This is a genomic window from Novosphingobium sp. PP1Y (genome assembly GCF_000253255.1).
Classification (GTDB): Bacteria; Pseudomonadota; Alphaproteobacteria; order Sphingomonadales; family Sphingomonadaceae; genus Novosphingobium.
The window spans coordinates 1,810,878-1,828,020 of record NC_015580.1 but is presented as its reverse complement, the minus strand read 5'-3'; the positions used below and the strand labels follow the sequence as shown (position 1 = coordinate 1,828,020).

Sequence of the window (17,143 nt, the reverse complement as noted above, 5' to 3'; positions counted from 1 at the left end):
TGCCGATCAGAACAACGACACAAAGGGCCCGCCTGACATGACGATCCGCTTCTCCGCTGCCTATGGCGGAAAAAGTCCAGCGATTGTGCGTGCCCTGTGCCCCTCCGCCCCCCTGGGCGCAGTCAACGACAATGGCTGCAGGCCCATTCTCGGCGGCTCCGCCCGCCGCGCCATCGCTGCCTATTCGGAACAGATGCACCTGCCGATGCAGGCGGCGAACGACCAGCGGATGCTGACCGAGGCCCTGCGCCACTTCGCTCGCCACGGCCTCTCGGCCGCTGCCCATGCGCGCGAGAACGCGGAAGCCGCCAAGGCCGCGAGCGACGAGGAAGCGTGCCGCTGGTGGATCTCGATCTGCCGCCAGCTGGACCGCCGCATGGCCGACGCCCTGGCGCGCAAGATCGCCCGCCACGGCTGATCCTGCGGCGGCGAGACGGCCGCGCCCCATCTTCGCAGGTAATGCCGCGCGCGAGGCCCATCCTTCGACAGGCTCGGGACGAGCGGTGCGTGTGGGGTGAGCGCAGCCGCTCCGAATCGCGACGGCGCGCAAGCCCCTCAAGTCCGCGCATCTTGCCCTTCCGGCGATTCGCCCCGAGCCTCTTGCAATGCCCTGGCTTCGGTGAGAGACATGTCCCGCGCCGCGCAAGACTTACGCAAACCTTGCCAAATCGTTGAAAATCCGCGCCTGGCGGTCCTGTTTTATCGCCACTATTGCAATTGCGAACTATTATCAATTAAAAGTGCCCGCTTGCGCCCTGCCCGCGTCGTTTCGCGGTTGCAATGTCGGTGCGAGGGGCGTAGGGCCCGCTTCGCAACTGACGGCACCTGCCTTATGCGGGACAAAGCAGGCCGCCTTTCACGTCCGAGGTCCCGCCATTGGGAAGGACAAGCACGCATCATGGCTCGTAAGAAGATTGCCCTTATCGGCGCCGGCAACATCGGCGGCACCCTCGCGCACCTCGCTGCGCAGAAGGAACTGGGCGACATCGTCCTGTTCGACATCGCCGAAGGCATCCCCCAGGGCAAGGCTCTCGACCTGTCGCAGTGCGGTCCCGTCGAAGGCTTCGACGCCGCCATCACCGGCACCAATGACTACGCCGACATCGCCGGCGCCGACGTCATCATCGTCACCGCTGGCGTTCCCCGCAAGCCGGGCATGAGCCGCGACGACCTGCTGGGCATCAACCTCAAGGTGATGAAGTCGGTCGGCGAAGGCATCAAGCAGTACGCTCCCGACGCTTTCGTGATCTGCATCACCAACCCGCTCGACGCGATGGTCTGGGCGCTGCGCGAATTCTCCGGCCTGCCCCACAGCAAGGTCGTCGGCATGGCCGGCGTGCTGGACTCGGCGCGCTTCTCGACCTTCCTCGCCTGGGAATTCGGCGTTTCGGTGCGCGACGTCACCAGCTTCGTGCTGGGCGGCCACGGCGACACCATGGTCCCTGTCGTCGAGTACTCGACCGTCAAGGGCATCCCCGTTCCCGACCTCATCAAGATGGGCAAGTCGACCCAGGAGCGCATCGACGAGATCGTCAAGCGCACGGCCAACGGCGGCGGCGAGATCGTCGGCCTGCTCAAGACCGGCTCGGCCTTCTACGCTCCGGCCGCTTCCGCCATTGCCATGGCTGAATCCTACCTCGGCGACCAGAAGCGCATCCTGCCCTGCGCCGCCTACCTCGAAGGCCAGTACGGCGTCGACGGTCTCTACGTCGGCGTGCCGGTGAAGATCGGCAAGGACGGCGTCGAGGAAGTCATCGAGATCTCGCTCGACGAGAAGGCCAAGGCAGGTCTGCAGGTCTCGATCGACGCGGTCAAGGAACTGCTGGTAGCCTGCAAGGGCATCGACGGCTCGCTGGCCTGAGGAAATAGCCGTCGTGCGATGCGGGCCTGACAATCTCGCCAGTATCGCACGGCGCAAATAGTTTCTTGGAACCTCCCCAGCCAATCAGGCTGCTTCCACGATCAGGAACAGGAAAAAATCCATGTCCATTCTCGTCGACAAGAATACCAAGGTCATCACCCAGGGGATGACCGGCAAGACCGGCAGCTTCCACACCCAGGCCGCGCTCGACTACGGCACGCAGATGGTTGCCGGCGTCACCCCCGGCAAGGGCGGCACCGAACACCTCGGCCTGCCCCAGTTCGACACGGTTGCCGAAGCCAAGGCCGTGACCGGCGCCAATGCCTCGTGCGTCTACGTTCCGCCCTCGGGCTGTGCCGACGCAATCCTCGAAGCCATCGATGCCGAAATCGAACTGATCGTCGCCATCACCGAGGGCGTTCCGGTTCTCGACATGGTTCGCGTCAAGCGCGCCCTGACCGGTTCGAAGTCGCGCCTCATCGGCCCCAACTGCCCCGGCCTGCTCACCCCCGGTGAATGCAAGATCGGCATCATGCCCGCCAACATCTTCTCGAAGGGTTCGGTCGGCGTGGTCTCGCGCTCGGGTACGCTGACCTACGAAGCCGTGTTCCAGACCACCAATGCGGGCCTCGGCCAGACCACTGCTGTCGGCATCGGCGGCGACCCGGTCAACGGCACCAACTTCATCGACGTGCTCGAACTCTTCCTCGCCGACGACGAGACCAAGTCGATCATCATGATCGGCGAAATCGGCGGCTCGGCCGAAGAAGAAGCCGCGCAGTTCCTCAAGGACGAGGCCAAGCGCGGCCGCAAGAAGCCGATGGCCGGCTTCATCGCGGGCCGCACCGCCCCTCCGGGACGCCGCATGGGCCACGCCGGTGCCATCGTCTCGGGCGGCCAGGGCGGCGCCGAAGACAAGATCGCAGCCATGGAAGAAGCTGGCATCCGCGTTGCGGCCAGCCCCTCGCTGCTCGGTGAAACCCTTGTGGAAGCCCTCAAGGAATTCGCCTGACGATCAGGTCGGTGCATGTGTCCGGCGGGGCCGCCCCGCCGGACCATGCGCCGGGTCGCCAAGTACAGGCAGAACCATAACTGCATAAACGGCCAGCCAGGTTTTCCTCCCCGGGAACCAGCCGGCTTCCAATTGATTGCTCGGTAACGTCGGGCTGTTAATCCGACGAGGTAAGGTGATTCCGATGGGCAACGAAAATCTCGATTTCACTCCGGACCTCGGCATGGACGAGCCCCAGCCCGGACCGAGCTGGCAGCGCAGCAACTGGCCGCGCGTAGGGGCCGAGTTCGAGGACGACCTCACCCAGGGTCTCGATCCCACGGCCCTCAAGGTCCAGATCGAAAAGGCCGCTGCCAAGGGCGGCAAGAAGGTCGATCAGGCCAGCCTCGACCAGGCTGCCGCCGACGCGATCCGCGCCATGATGCTGATCCGCACCTATCGCGTGCGCGGTCACCTGGCGGCGGACCTCGACCCGCTCGGCCTCAACCAGCGCAAGCTGCCGCAGGACCTCACCCCCGAATACCATGGCTTCACCGGCGACGCGCTCGACCGGCCGGTGTTCGTCGGCGGCAACCTCGGCCTCGAGTGGACCACGGTGCGCGAACTGGTGCAGATCCTGCGCGCCAACTACTGCGGCAAGGTCGGCCTCGAATACATGCACATCGCCGATGTCGAGGAACGCCGTTTCCTCCAGGAGCGGATGGAAGGCGCCGACAAGGAAATCGAGTTCACCCCCGAGGGCAAGAAGGCGATCCTTCAGGCCGTCGTGCGCGGCGAGCAGTACGAGAAGTTTCTCGGCAAGAAGTACGTCGGCACCAAGCGCTTCGGCCTCGACGGCGGTGAATCGATGATCCCGGCGCTGGAGTCGGTGATCAAGTACGGCGGCGCCCAGGGCGTCAAGGAGATCGTCTACGGCATGGCCCACCGCGGCCGCCTCAACGTTCTCGCCAACGTGATGGCCAAGCCCTACAAGGTCATCTTCCACGAATTCTCCGGCGGCACCGCCAACCCCGAGGACGTCGGCGGTTCGGGCGACGTGAAGTACCACCTGGGCACTTCCACCGACCGCGAGTTCGACGGCATCAAGGTCCACATGAGCCTGATGCCCAACCCCTCGCACCTCGAAACGGTCGATCCGGTCGTGCTCGGCAAGGTCCGCGCCTACCAGGTTTTCCATGACGACATCGGCGACGACGTGGGTCCCGGCGCCAAGCACAAGCAGGTCCTGCCGGTGCTGATCCACGGCGACGCAGCCTTCGCCGGCCAGGGCGTGGTGTGGGAATGCTTCGGCCTTTCGGGCGTTGCCGGCTACAACACCGGCGGCTGCATCCACTTCGTCATCAACAACCAGATCGGCTTCACCACGACGCCGAACTTCGCGCGCAACTCGCCCTACCCGACCGACGTCGCCAAGGGTGTCCAGGCGCCGATCCTGCACGTCAACGGCGACGATCCGGCCGCGGTTACCTTCGCCTGCAAGCTGGCGATCGACTATCGCCAGACCTTCGGCCGCGACATCGTGATCGACATGTGGTGCTACCGCCGCTTCGGCCATAACGAAGGCGACGAGCCCAGCTTCACGCAGCCGCTGATGTATGCGCAGATCAAGAAGCACCCCTCGGTCAGCACGATCTACGCCGAGCGCCTGAAGGCCGAAGGCGTGATCGACGACGCCTTCCTTGCCGAGACGGTGGAAGGCTTCAACAACCACCTCGAAGAGGAATTCGAGGCGGCCAAGACCTACAAGGCCAACCATGCCGACTGGTTCGGCGGGCGCTGGAGCGGCTTCAACAAGCCGGTCGATCCGGAAACCGCGCGCCGCAACGTGCATACCGGCATCGAGGGCAAGCTGTTCGACAGCCTCGGCCGTACCCTCACCACGGTCCCCGACGACCTGACCATCCACAAGACCCTCGCCCGCGTCATCCAGGCGAAGGACGAGATGTTCAAGACCGGCGAGGGCTTCGACTGGGCCACCGCCGAAGCGCTCGCTTTCGGCAGCCTCGTCTCCGAAGGCTACGGCGTGCGCCTGTCCGGCCAGGACTGCGAACGCGGGACGTTCTCGCAGCGCCACGCCGTCTGGGTCGACCAGAAGACCGAGCGCAAGTACACGCCGCTCGAAACCCTGCCCCACGGCACCTTCGAGGTTCTGAACTCGACGCTTTCGGAATACGGCGTGCTCGGCTTCGAGTACGGCTATGCCAGCGCCGATCCGAAGACACTGGTCCTGTGGGAAGCGCAGTTCGGCGACTTCGCCAACGGCGCGCAGATCATCATCGACCAGTACATCGCCGCATCGGAAGCCAAGTGGCTGCGCGCCAACGGCCTCGTGATGCTGCTGCCGCACGGCTACGAAGGCCAGGGTCCGGAGCACTCCTCCGCCCGCCTCGAACGCTACCTGCAGCTCTGCGCCTCGGACAACATCCAGGTGTGCAACATCACTACCCCGGCCAACTACTTCCACGTGCTGCGCCGGCAGATGCACCGTCCGTTCCGCAAGCCGCTGATCATCATGACGCCCAAGTCGCTGCTGCGCCATCCGATGGCGAAGTCGCCGGCTTCGGAGTTCGTGGGCGAAGGCCACTTCTTCCGCATCCTGTCGGACCCGAAGGCGCCGAGCGACGAGAAGACCAAGAAGGTCATCCTGTGTTCGGGCAAGGTCGCCTACGACCTGTTCGAGGCGCGCGACCAGAACGACATCGACGACACCCAGATCATCCGCATCGAGCAGCTCTACCCCTTCCCGGGCGAACCGCTGGCCCTGCGCCTCTCGCGCATGAAGAACCTCGAGGAGATCGTCTGGTGCCAGGAAGAGCCTAAGAACAACGGCGCCTGGTTCTTCGTCGAATCGCTGATCGAGGAATCCGCCAAGGAAGCCGGCGTCTCTGCGTGCCGTCCGCGCTATGCCGGCCGCGGCGCCTCGGCCTCGCCCGCAACCGGCCTTGCCAAGCGCCATGCCGCCGAACAGGCCGCGCTGGTGGCCGATGCACTCCACCTTTCCGTCCGTGACGAACTCCGACGCAAGCAGAAGGCTTGAGATAACCCATGTCCACCGAAGTCAAGGTCCCCACGCTCGGCGAATCCGTTTCCGAGGCCACCATCGGCCAGTGGCTGAAGCAGCCCGGCGAGGCGGTTGCCGCTGACGAGCCGATTGCCAGCCTCGAGACCGACAAGGTCGCCATCGACGTCATGGCCCCGCACGCGGGTGTCATGGGCCAGCAGCTCGCAGGCGAAGGCGACACCGTCACCGTCGGTGCGCTGATCGCCACCATCGAGGAAGGTTCGGGCTCGGCCCCGGCTCCCAAGAAGGAAGCCGCCGCGAAGAGCGACGCTCCGGCCCCTGCCGCTGCTGCGCCCGCCGCCGCCCCGGCCGCTGCCGAAGACGCACCCTCGGGCGCCTCGGTCCTCTCGCCGGCAGTGCGCCGCGCGGTGCTGGAATACGGCATCGATCCCTCGACCATCAAGGGCACCGGCAAGGACGGGCGCATCACCAAGGACGACGTGATCGCGGCCGCCAAGAACAAGCCGGCTTCCGCGCCTGCCTCGGCCGCTCCGGCCGCATCCGCCGCGCCCGCGCGCAAGGAAGAGCGCGTCAAGATGACGCGCCTGCGCCAGACGATCGCCAAGCGCCTCAAGAGCGCGCAGGACAATGCCGCCCTGCTCACCACCTTCAACGACGTCGACATGTCGGCGGTCATGGAAGCGCGTGAGAAGTACAAGGACGTCTTCGCCAAGAAGCACGGCATCAAGCTCGGCTTCATGTCCTTCTTCGCCAAGGCCTCGGTCCTTGCGCTCAAGGACATCCCGGCGGTCAACGCCCAGATCGACGGCGACGAGATCGTCTATCACGACTACGTCGACATCTCGATCGCGGTCTCGGCCCCGAACGGCCTCGTCGTCCCGGTCGTGCGCGACTGCGACAAGCTGGGCTTCGCCGGCATCGAGCAGGCCATCGCCGACTACGGCAAGCGCGCCAAGGAAGGCACGCTGACCATGGAAGACATGAAGGGCGGTACCTTCACGATTTCCAACGGCGGCGTGTTCGGCGGCCTGATGTCGACCCCGATCATCAACCCGCCGCAGTCGGCGGTGCTGGGCCTCCACCGCATCGAGGACCGACCGGTCGTGCGCAATGGCGAAATCGTCATCCGTCCGATGATGTACATCGCGCTGTCCTACGACCACCGCATCATCGACGGTCGCGAGGCGGTCACCGCGCTCAAGACCATCAAGGAAGCGATCGAGGATCCCACGCGTCTCCTGATCGACCTTTGATCCCGATCACCCCGCCCACCTTCGAAGATCGACGGACCGGGCGGGGTTTTCACTTGTGCTGAAATGACTATTTTCCCCTCGTGCCGCACCTGCTTCGGGCACGAGCGTACGGAGGCCTCACATGGCTGATTACGATTACGACGTCCTTGTCATCGGTGCCGGCCCGGGCGGCTACGTCGCCGCTATCCGCGCCGCGCAGCTCGGCCTCAAGACCGCCTGCGCCGAAGGGCGCGAAACGCTGGGCGGTACCTGCCTCAACGTCGGCTGCATTCCCTCCAAGGCGATGCTCCATGCCTCGGAATACTTCGAGCAGGCCGCCAGCGGCGCGATGACCAAGCTGGGCGTCAAGGTTACGCCCGAACTCGACCTGGAGGCCATGCACGGCCAGCGCCGCGATTCGGTGAAGGGCCTGACCGGCGGCATCGAGTTCCTGTTCAAGAAGAACAAGATCGACTGGCTCAAGGGCTATGCGCAGTTCAAGGACGCGCACACCGTCGAAGTTGCCGGCAAGTCGGTAACCGCCAAGAACATCGTCATCGCCACCGGCTCCTCGGTCACCCCCCTGCCCGGCGTCGAGATCGACAATGACAAGGGCGTCGTCGTCGATTCGACCGGCGCGCTGGAACTGGCTTCGGTTCCCAGGAAGATGGTCGTCATCGGCGGCGGCGTGATCGGCCTCGAGCTCGGCTCGGTCTGGCGACGCCTCGGCGCGGAAGTGACCGTCGTCGAATTCCTCGACCAGCTCCTGCCCGGCATGGACGGCGAAGTGCGCAAGGAAGCGGGCAAGCTGTTCAAGAAGCAGGGCATGACGCTCAAGCTGGGCACCAAGGTGACCGGCGTCGAAGTGAAGGGCAAGAAGGCCAAGGTCACCGTCGAGCCAGCCGCGGGCGGCGATGCCGAAGTGATCGAGGCCGACGCAGTGCTCGTCTCAATCGGCCGTCGTCCCAACACCGAGGGCCTCGGCCTCGACAAGATCGGCCTCGAGCTCAACCAGCGCGGCCAGATCGAGACCGACCACGACTTCGCGACCAAGGTCGACGGCGTCTGGGCCATCGGCGACGTGATCCCCGGCCCGATGCTGGCGCACAAGGCCGAGGATGAAGGCATTGCCGTGGCCGAGAACATCGCAGGCCTCACCGGCATCGTGAACCACGACGTCATCCCCGGCGTGGTCTATACTTTCCCCGAGATCGCCGGCGTCGGCCTGACCGAGGAAGCGGCCAAGGAACGCGGTGCAGTCAAGGTCGGCAAGTTCCCGATGCTCGCCAACTCGCGTGCCAAGACCAACCACGAGCCCGACGGCTTCGTGAAGGTGATCGCCGATGCCGAGACCGACCGCGTGCTCGGCGTGTGGTGCATCGCCTCGGTTGCCGGCACGATGATCGCCCAGGCCGCGCAGGCCATGGAATTCGGCGCGACCAGCGAAGACATCGCCTATACCTGCCACGCGCACCCGACCCATTCGGAAGCGATCAAGGAAGCGGCGATGGCCGTGACCGGCAAGCCAATCCACATCTGACCGTCTATTGCAGACTGACATGAAGGCCGGTGCTGCCCCGCAGCGCCGGCCTTTTGTCTTTCCGGCTCCCGGTGCAGATCGCGTGCAGCACGACAACGAGACTCTCGGGAAACAATCGGGAATTGAAGCGGCTCTATCCGGGGCATGATCATTTTTTGATCACTATTGCCTAATTTTTAAGCAGATAGAGATGGATTGATATGTCGCTGGCCCTGATTCCCCTTGCCCTCGTCACTGCAACCGCTCCCACCCACTCCATCGACATCCACCACAGCGGTGCGAACCATGCCGTTGAGTATCGCGGCGTGATCGAGACCAATGCGAAGATCCGCAGGACGGGCGCACCCACCCGCGCCCACAGCACCCGCTGCGATCTCACCGCTACCGTCTCCGTCGAGCGCCACATCATGATGGGCGCGAGCACGCCGGCGCTGACCAGCACGATTGCCCCCACCAAGGTTCTCGAACAAACCGCATACGGCCCCTGCGCGAACGCGGCGGAACGTCTCGAAAGGCTCGTGGCCGCACATCACGGGAAGATCTTGAAATTCCTCGCCTCTGCTGCAGAAGCGGACCGCCCGTCTGCGCTTGCCGCCATCGAGGCGGTGCGTTCGCTGGCTGTCAATTGAATCGAACCAAGGAAAAGACTTGTCCCTTAACCCACACTACGCCCTTGCCGTTGCCCTGCCGCTCATCCTCGCAGCCGCCCCGGCCTGTGCGCAATCCATGGAGCAGACCGGCGCCAGCATCGAGGCCACGACCGACTATCGCGAGGACGGCCTGAGCTGGAGCGACAGCGCCCCGGCCCTGCGCGCCGAAGGCACGCTCGCCCTGAGCCATGATCTCTCGATCTCGGCCAGCGTCGCCACCCTGCGCGGCAGCCGGCGTCACGGCGGCAGCGATTGGGGCTTCACCATCGCCCCGCGCTATTCCACCTCGGCGGCGGGCTGGGATCTTTCCGCAGGGATTGCCGGCCACCTGTTCGCCGGGGCCGATGATGGTGCGAAGGGCCTCGACTACGTGGAACTGGAAGGGCGCGCAGCCCGCACGCTGGGACCGGCACAGCTGGCCCTGGGCGTCAGCTACGCGCCGTCTCAGGATGCCATCGGCGGCAGCTATGGCCATGCCGGCGCCGACCTTGGCGTCGGCCTGCCCGGCACGCCGATCACCGCCTATGTCGGCGGCGGCTACGCCTTCGGCAATTCGAACGGCGATGCCAGGAGCACGCGCCTGCGTCCGGACGGCAACTACGCCAACTGGTACATGGGCGCCGAGCAGAGCTTCGGGCCGATTGCGGTGGGCGTGCTCTACTCGGACACCTCGATCAACCGGCACCGCGCCGCAGCCGTGGAATATGGCGACAAGGGCACGGGCGAACGCCTGAGCGCCTACGCCCGCGTCTCCCTTTAACCCCTTGCCCCCGCAGGACCAGCCTGCGGGGGATTCCCGAGACACTCGCCGCGCGCCGAATGCATGCCTGCGCGCGGCGAGCCGAAGAACGCATTCTCCCGTCACTCGTTTACCCGAGGCTGCGCCTCCACCGGTCGAAAGCCGATGGAATGCGCCGCCCCGATCGGCGAGTTCGCTTTCCGGGGCCGGTCCCGGGGCGATGCCCTGCACCGGCCCGGATCGCGGGTCGCACCGCCGCAAGAGGCCCCACGGCGCAGGGCAGGAGTAGCGTTTGAACAGGATCGAATGTCTCGATGGCCTGCGCGGCCTTGCCGCGCTGTGGGTACTGATCGGCCATTGCCTGATCCTTACCGGCTTTTCCCTCCCGATTCTCGGCAAGCCGGACCTGGGCGTCGACCTGTTCATCCTGCTGTCCGGCTTCCTGATGACTTTCCAGTTCCAGCTGCGAAAGGACAGGGAAGACTGGGCGCGCCCCGCCACCTGGGCTGCCTTCTGGACCCGGCGCTTCTTCCGGATCTCGCCGCTCTATTTCGTCCTGCTCGCCGCCGCGTTGCTGGCGGGCAAGGCGATCTACGCAGACCGCGTCGTGATCGACAGTTTTCTCGGCCAGTCCCTGCAGGCGCCGGAGCGCTATACCGACGCGAGCGCCTCGAACATCGCTCTGCACGTCACCTACCTGTTCGGCCTCCTGCCCGAATATGCCTTCCGCACACCCCTGCCCGACTGGAGCCTCGGGCTGGAGATGCAATTCTACGCAGTGTTCCCCTTCGCCGTACTCCTTGCCGGACGCTTCGGCTGGATAAGGACCGCGCTGTGCGTCTCGATCCTCTCGGTATCGATTGCCCTGCTGGCGGGCGCGCTGGGCGCGGCCTATCCGATGCCTTCGTTCCTGCCGCTCAAGATGCACCTGTTTGCCGCCGGCATGCTCATCGCGGCGGCGCTGGAAAGGCAGCAGGCGGCCTGCCTCGCCGCCGCTGCCGTGCTGGTAGCCATCCCCATCGGCGGCAAGACCGACCTGCTCCACCTCGTCGTGCGCGAGGGGATCTTCCTCGGCTTCTTCGCGCTGGTGCACTGGCGGGCGATACCGTGGATCGACCGCCTGTCCCGCCTGCTCGGAGCGCCGCCGTTCCACTGGCTGGGCGAGCTGTCCTACGGCGTCTATCTCGTCCACCTGCTGGTCCTGCACCGCGTTGCCGCCTGGACCATCGAGGAATGGGCGCAGGACATGCCCGCGGCCGCCCGCTTCACCCTGACTTTCGCGATCACCGCGCCCATCGCCTACGGGCTGGCCTACGCGAGCTATCGGCTGGTCGAGCTGCAGGGACAATCGCTTGGCCGGGCCGTCATCGCCCGCTTCGGCCGGCGCAAGCTTGCGCGCCAGACCCGGGCAGAAGAATACGCTGCCCCCTGAGGCAGTCCACCACGCGACTAGCTGGCGCAGCTCGCGCTTGGCCCCGCCCCGCATTGCTCCTATTTCTGATGCCATGTCCCTGCGCCCGTTCCATCTCGCCTTTCCCGTCCACGACCTTGCAGCCGCGCGCACTTTCTGGGGCGAACTGATCGGCTGCCCGGAAGGGCGCAGCAGCGACGGATGGATCGACTTCGATTTCTTCGGACACCAGATCGTGGCCCATCTCCTACCCGGCATGGCTCCGCCCGACGCCGGAGCAAACCCGGTAGACGGGCACGACGTGCCGGTGCCGCACTTCGGCGTGGTCCTCACCCTGGAGCAATGGCGCGAGCTGGCAGAGCGGCTGACGACGGCCGGCATGGACTTCGTCATCCCCCCGCACGTGCGCTTTCCCGGTCAACCCGGAGAGCAGGCGACGATGTTCTTTCGCGACCCTTCGGGAAATGCCATCGAAATGAAGGCCTTCGCGGATTTGGGTCAGCTTTTCGCGCGCGCATGATCCGGCGGCGCTCCCCCCAGGATCTTCCACACATTTGCTAACCCGGCTAAGTTAAATTGCTGATATGCCGCTTGAACTGATTATAACCCAGTTCCTATTTAACGTGATGCAAAGCATTGCAAAGGGATTGGGGTGAAGGCGGCCTACTATCAGGAGAACGGCGGACCGGAGGTCCTGCGTTACGGATCGGTGCCTGATCCGCAGCTGGCCGAGGACGCCGTGCTGATCCGTGTCGAGTTCATTTCCGTAGAGGGAATGGACATGGTGTGCCGTCACCTGATCCCTTTCGAGGAAGAGCAGCATATCGCCGGCTGCCAGGCGGCTGGCACTGTCGAGGCACTGGGCAGCGCCGTGAGCGGCTTTCGCATCGGCGACCGCGTCGTCGGCTTCCATTTCGGCGGCAGCCATGCCGAACTTTTCGCCGCGCCGCAGGGCAGCGTCTGGCACGTCCCCGAGGGCATGGACCTCGCCCTGGCCGCCGTCGTCCCCCTCACCTTCGGCACTGCGCACGATTGCCTTCATGCCTTCGGACAGGTTCGGCCGGGCATGGACGTGCTGGTCCATGGCGCGACCCTTGGCGTCGGGATCGCCGCGGTCCAGCTTGCCAAGGCCGCGGGCGCCAAGATCACCGGCACTGCCCTTGGCGACGATCGCCTGTCGCGCATCGCCCCCCTCGGACTGGACCATGCCATCGACTATCGCGATCCCGACCGGGTCAAACGCTTCCGCGAGATCACGTTCGGCAAGGGCTTCGACCTCGTGATCGACTCCGGCACCGGAATGGAGAAGGATTCCGTCGTCCAGTCCATGCGTGTCGGGGGCCGCTACGCCATTGCCGGTGTCGCCAACACCCGGCTGCCGCAGTTCGGCTATCTGGAAACGATCATGCACGGCCTTGTCGTGGGCGGCATCACCATCGCCCATGCCATGCACACGCCGCGCGGCCATGCCGTCGTATCCGAATTGCTCGAAAGCGCCGCGCGGGGCGAGATCGAGATGCCGATCGAGCACGAATTCGCCCTGTGCGAGGCCGAGGAAGCCCACCGCTTCGTCATGGAAGGCCATCCCTTCGGACGCGTGGTCATGCGTCCCTGAGGGGCTGTGGACGGCCTTTATCCAACACCGGCATTATCCCCCGTCACCCCGGAACCGATCCCGGGTCCCGCTTGCGCAGGGATGACGGGGAAATGACATGCCGAATCTGCGATCAGATCGCGTCGGGATAGATCGGCCTAATGTCGACCGGCAGTGAGCCCATCGAGGCGATGGCGGCTTCGGCATGGGCGTCGAGCTTCGCCCACTTGTCCATGAAGGCCTTGGTGCCCGCGTAATCGCCATGGGCCTGCAGCATCAGAATGTCATGCAGCAGATCGCGAACGCCCGCTTCCATCCGGGTGTTATCGATGACGTAGCGGCCTGCGGCCTCGTCCCAGCGAAACGCGCCCTTGTCCAGCAGGTAGGCGTATTGCAGCGCCGCGCCCTTGCCGTGCGCCTCCACCGCGCCGAAACGCACGGCGCGGAAGATGCCGGTGAAGTAGGTGGCGAAGAGCTGCGGCTTCTCCGCCGCCGGGATCTCTCCCTTGCGCATCATCAGCAGGATGTTCCAGACCCCCGCGACGTCGGCCTTGGCCTCTTCGAGCGCCGAGCCCTGTTCCTTGAGCATCTTGTCGACCGTCGTCGTCTCGCCGTTCACGACGATCGTGCCCGGCCCGAGGCTGTGCGAGAGTTCATGGAACAGCGTCTCGAACTGCATGTACTTCTTGTCGACGAGCGCGGCCTGATCGGGTTCCAGCACCAGTGAGCCCATCGGCTTGAGGATGCGTTCGAACTTGGCGCCCAGCACATTGGACAGGATCACCTTCTTCGCGCCCTTCGCCTCGCGCACGCGCTCGTCGTTGGGCAGGTTGAAGGCAATGGTCTGGACGCCGGGCACGTTGTCGCCCCCGCCGTGGACCTGCTCGGCCACCGCAATCGGGCTGGCGAAGCCGCGCTGGAAGTTCTTGTAGCGATCCTCGATGGGAAGATTGGCTTCCATGTCCTTGAGATAGTTCTTGTACTTGGCAAGCGCTGCGGACTCCTGCGGGTCCTTGAGCGTCACGAAGCTCTCGAAGGCGGTCTTCGCGCCCATCAGGCGGTCGGTATAGACTTCGTATGGCCCGATCGCGACTTCGATGGGCGTGCCGGTCAGGTCCATCCAGGCCAGCTCGCTCTCGAAATAGTCGTCGGTGCGGAAGGCCCTGGCGCGCAGGGACAGGAACTTCTTCAGGCTGGCGTTGCCGGTTCGCGCGGCAGCCTGCTCCAGCAACTGCGCGGCAGGTTCCAGCCACTGCCTGTACTCCACCGAGTACGGCACCGCGACCAGCCTGTCGCCCTCGCGCTTCACCACCGTATAGGGGCTGAGCAGTGCCTCCTTCTGGTCCGGGTGGGCCGCGATATAGGCTTCCAGCGCCTCGCGCGTCAGATCCTCGGGATAGAAGCCTGCACCTTCGGGCATCGGGGTCGAACCCCAGAAGGGATGAAGCTCGGCCAGTTCGTCCCAGGGGCCGAAGTTGCGGTCGAACATCTCGACCAGCAGGTCGCGGTCGGACCGGCGGTTCATCGAGACCGCGCGGCGCACCTGCGGGTTTTCGGCATAGCGCTGGCGCAGGTAGATCTCGCTCATCAGGTCCGATGCCTTGATCAGCAGGTTGACGACGTCGCGCTGCTCCTGGTTGAGGAAGCCGGTCTCGACGTCCATCCGGATCGTCGCCAGCTTCTCCTTCTGCGCCGGCAAGTTGTAGTCGCCATCCGCCTCGGCCGGGATCGGACGGACATCGGCCGGCGGCACCGAAGCGACTTCGCCGGGGGCCTGCGTGCACGCACCGCCGGCAAGCAGGAGGGGAAGGAGCGAGAAGCGCATCAGCATGGACGCGGACGTCTTTTCCGTTGCGGGCGTTCTGTTCGTTGCGGGCTTGTTATTCGTTGCGGGCATGGGGGGAATGTCCGTTGATTGTGTGTGACCTGTCTCGAGACTTAGCGCCCTGCCATGGCGACGCAAGGCCCCTGCCCTGTGCTGTGGATGGTGCTAAGGGACAGGCATGATGCCGATGCTTTCCGCGATAACGCCGCCGCCCGTGCCCGCCCTGCCGCCGATGCTGGACCTGCTGGGCATTGCCGTCTTCGCGCTAACCGGCGCACTGGTGGCCGCGCGCCTGCGCCAGACATTCGTGACCGTGGCCTTCTTCGCGCTCGTCACCGGCGTCGGCGGCGGTTCGGTGCGCGACCTGCTGATCGGCGCCCCGGTATTCTGGATTCAGGACCCGCTCGTCGCGCCCGTCTGCTTCGCCGTCGCCCTGATCGCCTGGTTTACGCCGGTGCGCTGGTGGGAAGGCAAGCTGCTCGAATGGGCCGATGCGCTGGGGCTGGCGACTTATGCAGTGTTCGGCACGATCAAGGCGCTGGCCTGGGGCGTGCCCACGGTCGCTGCGATCATGATGGGCGTCATCACCGGCTGCGCCGGCGGCATCGTGCGCGATGTCCTTGCCGGCCAGCCCTCGATCCTGATGCGCCCGGAACTCTACGTCACCGCTGCAGCGCTTTCCGCCGCTCTGGCCGGTCTCGGCATCGCGCTTGGGCTGTCGGCGCAATTGACCTGGGCGATCGCGGTGTTTGCCGGCTTCACCATGCGCGGTGCGGCGATCCACTGGTCCATCGCCCTGCCCGGCCATGCCGGCGCGCCGGAGGACTGAGGCGCCGGCCGCCTCGCCCGTCGCCAGTCTCGAGAAGCGTCGACCCTGGCGTGACTGGACGGGAGATCAGATCAGGGCATGGCCGTCGACCGCCACCGAGCGCACGCGCCCCTCGCGGTCGATGCTGCAGGCAAACTCGCGGCCATCCTCAAGCCGGCCTTCGACGCTGTAGCGTTCACCCATGCGCGCGACAGTGTCGACGGTATCGATGCGACGTTCGCCGCGTTCGATCTCGTCGGCGCAGCTTGCCACCATGTCGTCGAAGCTCTCGTTCGAACGGGCGCCCTCGGGATAGTCACGCGGATTGCCCCGTTCCTCGCGCGGGACGTCACCGTAACCGCGATCCTCGGGCGCATCGTAGTCCGGCCCGCCGGGGTAGCGGGAGGGTTCCTCGACCTGCTTGTCCCTCGCGGACTTGCTGGCAGCGCTGGCGATGGCTGCGATCCCGCCGACGATCAGCAGGCCGGCCAGAACGTCACCGCCATCGAGGCCGCGGTCATGGTGGTGATGGCGATAGCCCCGCCAGTCGCCGTAGCCGCGGGCGAAAACCGGCGTCGCGGTCATGGACAAGGCCGCAGCGGCGGCAAGCGAGACAGCTATGCGTGAACGGAAGGTCTGCATTGCAGGTCAGTCCCACATCCGGCGTGCACGATCCGCGCCGCCCATCATCGACATGAAATAGGCGGCCCATGCTTTCTTCGGCATGAACCGCCCATCCTCTCAGCCATTCGGCTCGTCGCAAATGTTACAGGCCGCGAATGCCCTTGAAGTCGAGGTCGCGGATCCCGCCGCGATAATCGACCTTGCACTCGAACGAACCGGAATCGTAGCCGCGCAGCGAGCTGTTCCAACCCCGGTAATCGCGGTTCCAGCCCCGGCCATAGTCATGGTCGCCCGAGCGCCAGTGACGGCCCATGGCGTTCACCGCGATACGGCCCTTGACCTTGTAGCCGTAGCTCTTGCGATCGACCTTGCGCACGTCGGTTACCTTGGCCCTGCCGCCATAGCTGTAGCGGCTGGCCGCCCGCTCGGCCGTGCGCACGCATTGCTGCACGGCATCGCGCGCGCTCATGCCCCGGCCATATCCGGCCCGGCCATAGTCGTAGCGCCCGCGGCGATCGCGGTCGTAGCGATAGTCGTAGCGGTCGTTGCCGCTGCTGGCGGCCGCGGCAACCGCAGCGATCCCGCCGATGACGAGGGCACCGGCAATCACGTCCCCGGTGCCGATCCCGCCGCTGTGGTCCCGGGCCAATGCCGGGCTGGCCGTCGCAACCGCCATGGCACCGGCGGCCACGGTGCCGACCACATTCCTGGTGAACTTTTCCATGGCTTCGTTTCCTTTCTCATCCGGACGCCATGTCCGGGCATGAGAAGGTCCTAGCAATCGGGCCATGAGGTGACGCTGAACCCCGGCTACAGCCATTGTTC

General features: G+C 65.6%; 15 protein-coding genes. 12 read left to right on the top strand and 3 right to left on the bottom strand.

What is annotated here, in order from left to right; all coding sequences use genetic code 11:
- Positions 1–37 precede the first annotated feature (37 nt).
- The 11 genes from PP1Y_RS14785 to PP1Y_RS14735 all read left to right on the top strand — a co-directional run bounded on the left by PP1Y_RS14785 (position 38) and on the right by PP1Y_RS14735 (position 13,082).
- Positions 38–418 carry a hypothetical protein gene (locus PP1Y_RS14785; protein ID WP_007011827.1) on the top strand — a complete coding sequence of 127 codons (381 nt, stop codon included), beginning with the start codon at positions 38–40 and terminating at the stop codon, positions 416–418.
- Positions 419–898: 480 nt separating this feature from the next.
- A complete protein-coding gene (gene mdh, locus PP1Y_RS14780; protein ID WP_007011828.1) occupies positions 899–1,861 on the top strand; it encodes a malate dehydrogenase in 963 nt (320 codons plus the stop codon).
- Between the two features lie 121 nt (positions 1,862–1,982).
- Entirely contained in the window at positions 1,983–2,873 is an 891-nt protein-coding gene (gene sucD / locus PP1Y_RS14775; RefSeq protein ID WP_013832957.1) for a succinate--CoA ligase subunit alpha, read from the top strand.
- A gap of 184 nt (positions 2,874–3,057) precedes the next feature.
- Positions 3,058–5,910: a 2-oxoglutarate dehydrogenase E1 component gene (locus PP1Y_RS14770; protein ID WP_013832956.1), complete on the top strand. Its 2,853-nt coding sequence runs from the start codon at positions 3,058–3,060 to the stop codon at positions 5,908–5,910.
- A gap of 8 nt (positions 5,911–5,918) precedes the next feature.
- Positions 5,919–7,148, top strand: a complete 1,230-nt coding sequence (gene odhB / locus PP1Y_RS14765; protein ID WP_007011831.1) for a 2-oxoglutarate dehydrogenase complex dihydrolipoyllysine-residue succinyltransferase — start codon at positions 5,919–5,921, stop codon at positions 7,146–7,148.
- A 121-nt stretch (positions 7,149–7,269) separates the two neighbouring features.
- Entirely contained in the window at positions 7,270–8,667 is a 1,398-nt protein-coding gene (lpdA, locus tag PP1Y_RS14760) for a dihydrolipoyl dehydrogenase (protein WP_013832955.1), read from the top strand.
- Positions 8,668–8,867: 200 nt separating this feature from the next.
- Entirely contained in the window at positions 8,868–9,296 is a 429-nt protein-coding gene (locus PP1Y_RS14755; RefSeq protein ID WP_013832954.1) for a hypothetical protein, read from the top strand.
- A 19-nt stretch (positions 9,297–9,315) separates the two neighbouring features.
- Entirely contained in the window at positions 9,316–10,077 is a 762-nt protein-coding gene (locus tag PP1Y_RS14750; protein WP_065762412.1) for a TorF family putative porin, read from the top strand.
- Positions 10,078–10,348: 271 nt separating this feature from the next.
- Entirely contained in the window at positions 10,349–11,488 is a 1,140-nt protein-coding gene (locus PP1Y_RS14745) for an acyltransferase (RefSeq protein WP_013832952.1), read from the top strand.
- Between the two features lie 73 nt (positions 11,489–11,561).
- Positions 11,562–11,987: a VOC family protein gene (locus PP1Y_RS14740; protein WP_013832951.1), complete on the top strand. Its 426-nt coding sequence runs from the start codon at positions 11,562–11,564 to the stop codon at positions 11,985–11,987.
- A 132-nt stretch (positions 11,988–12,119) separates the two neighbouring features.
- Positions 12,120–13,082: a zinc-binding alcohol dehydrogenase family protein gene (locus tag PP1Y_RS14735; protein ID WP_013832950.1), complete on the top strand. Its 963-nt coding sequence runs from the start codon at positions 12,120–12,122 to the stop codon at positions 13,080–13,082.
- A gap of 112 nt (positions 13,083–13,194) precedes the next feature.
- Here PP1Y_RS14735 and PP1Y_RS14730 read toward each other — a convergent pair whose 3' ends face one another.
- Complete coding sequence (locus PP1Y_RS14730) at positions 13,195–14,892, bottom strand: hypothetical protein (RefSeq protein WP_232512695.1); 1,698 nt, start codon at positions 14,890–14,892, stop codon at positions 13,195–13,197.
- 172 nt (positions 14,893–15,064) lie between these two features.
- Here PP1Y_RS14730 and PP1Y_RS14725 point away from each other — a divergent pair, with 172 nt between their 5' ends.
- Positions 15,065–15,715 (top strand): trimeric intracellular cation channel family protein, encoded by a 651-nt coding sequence (locus tag PP1Y_RS14725; RefSeq protein WP_051010040.1) that lies wholly within the window; start codon positions 15,065–15,067, stop codon positions 15,713–15,715.
- A gap of 66 nt (positions 15,716–15,781) precedes the next feature.
- Here the strand turns inward: PP1Y_RS14725 and PP1Y_RS14720 are convergent, their stop codons facing one another.
- A complete protein-coding gene (locus PP1Y_RS14720) occupies positions 15,782–16,336 on the bottom strand; it encodes a hypothetical protein (protein WP_232512693.1) in 555 nt (184 codons plus the stop codon).
- A 124-nt stretch (positions 16,337–16,460) separates the two neighbouring features.
- Positions 16,461–17,042, bottom strand: a complete 582-nt coding sequence (locus PP1Y_RS14715) for a hypothetical protein (protein ID WP_007011841.1) — start codon at positions 17,040–17,042, stop codon at positions 16,461–16,463.
- Positions 17,043–17,143: the final 101 nt, after the last annotated feature.

What these genes read in the sequence shown, in the direction of transcription:
- sucD (WP_013832957.1), top strand. Translation starts at nt 1,983, where the DNA reads ATGTCCATTCTCGTCGACAAGAATACCAAGGTCATCACCCAGGGGATG.
- PP1Y_RS14720 (WP_232512693.1), bottom strand. Translation starts at nt 16,336, where the DNA reads ATGCAGACCTTCCGTTCACGCATAGCTGTCTCGCTTGCCGCCGCTGCG.
- odhB (WP_007011831.1), top strand. Translation starts at nt 5,919, where the DNA reads ATGTCCACCGAAGTCAAGGTCCCCACGCTCGGCGAATCCGTTTCCGAG.
- PP1Y_RS14770 (WP_013832956.1), top strand. Translation starts at nt 3,058, where the DNA reads ATGGGCAACGAAAATCTCGATTTCACTCCGGACCTCGGCATGGACGAG.
- mdh (WP_007011828.1), top strand. Translation starts at nt 899, where the DNA reads ATGGCTCGTAAGAAGATTGCCCTTATCGGCGCCGGCAACATCGGCGGC.
- PP1Y_RS14730 (WP_232512695.1), bottom strand. Translation starts at nt 14,892, where the DNA reads ATGCTGATGCGCTTCTCGCTCCTTCCCCTCCTGCTTGCCGGCGGTGCG.
- PP1Y_RS14715 (WP_007011841.1), bottom strand. Translation starts at nt 17,042, where the DNA reads ATGGAAAAGTTCACCAGGAATGTGGTCGGCACCGTGGCCGCCGGTGCC.
- lpdA (WP_013832955.1), top strand. Translation starts at nt 7,270, where the DNA reads ATGGCTGATTACGATTACGACGTCCTTGTCATCGGTGCCGGCCCGGGC.
- PP1Y_RS14785 (WP_007011827.1), top strand. Translation starts at nt 38, where the DNA reads ATGACGATCCGCTTCTCCGCTGCCTATGGCGGAAAAAGTCCAGCGATT.
- PP1Y_RS14755 (WP_013832954.1), top strand. Translation starts at nt 8,868, where the DNA reads ATGTCGCTGGCCCTGATTCCCCTTGCCCTCGTCACTGCAACCGCTCCC.
- PP1Y_RS14740 (WP_013832951.1), top strand. Translation starts at nt 11,562, where the DNA reads ATGTCCCTGCGCCCGTTCCATCTCGCCTTTCCCGTCCACGACCTTGCA.
- PP1Y_RS14725 (WP_051010040.1), top strand. Translation starts at nt 15,065, where the DNA reads ATGATGCCGATGCTTTCCGCGATAACGCCGCCGCCCGTGCCCGCCCTG.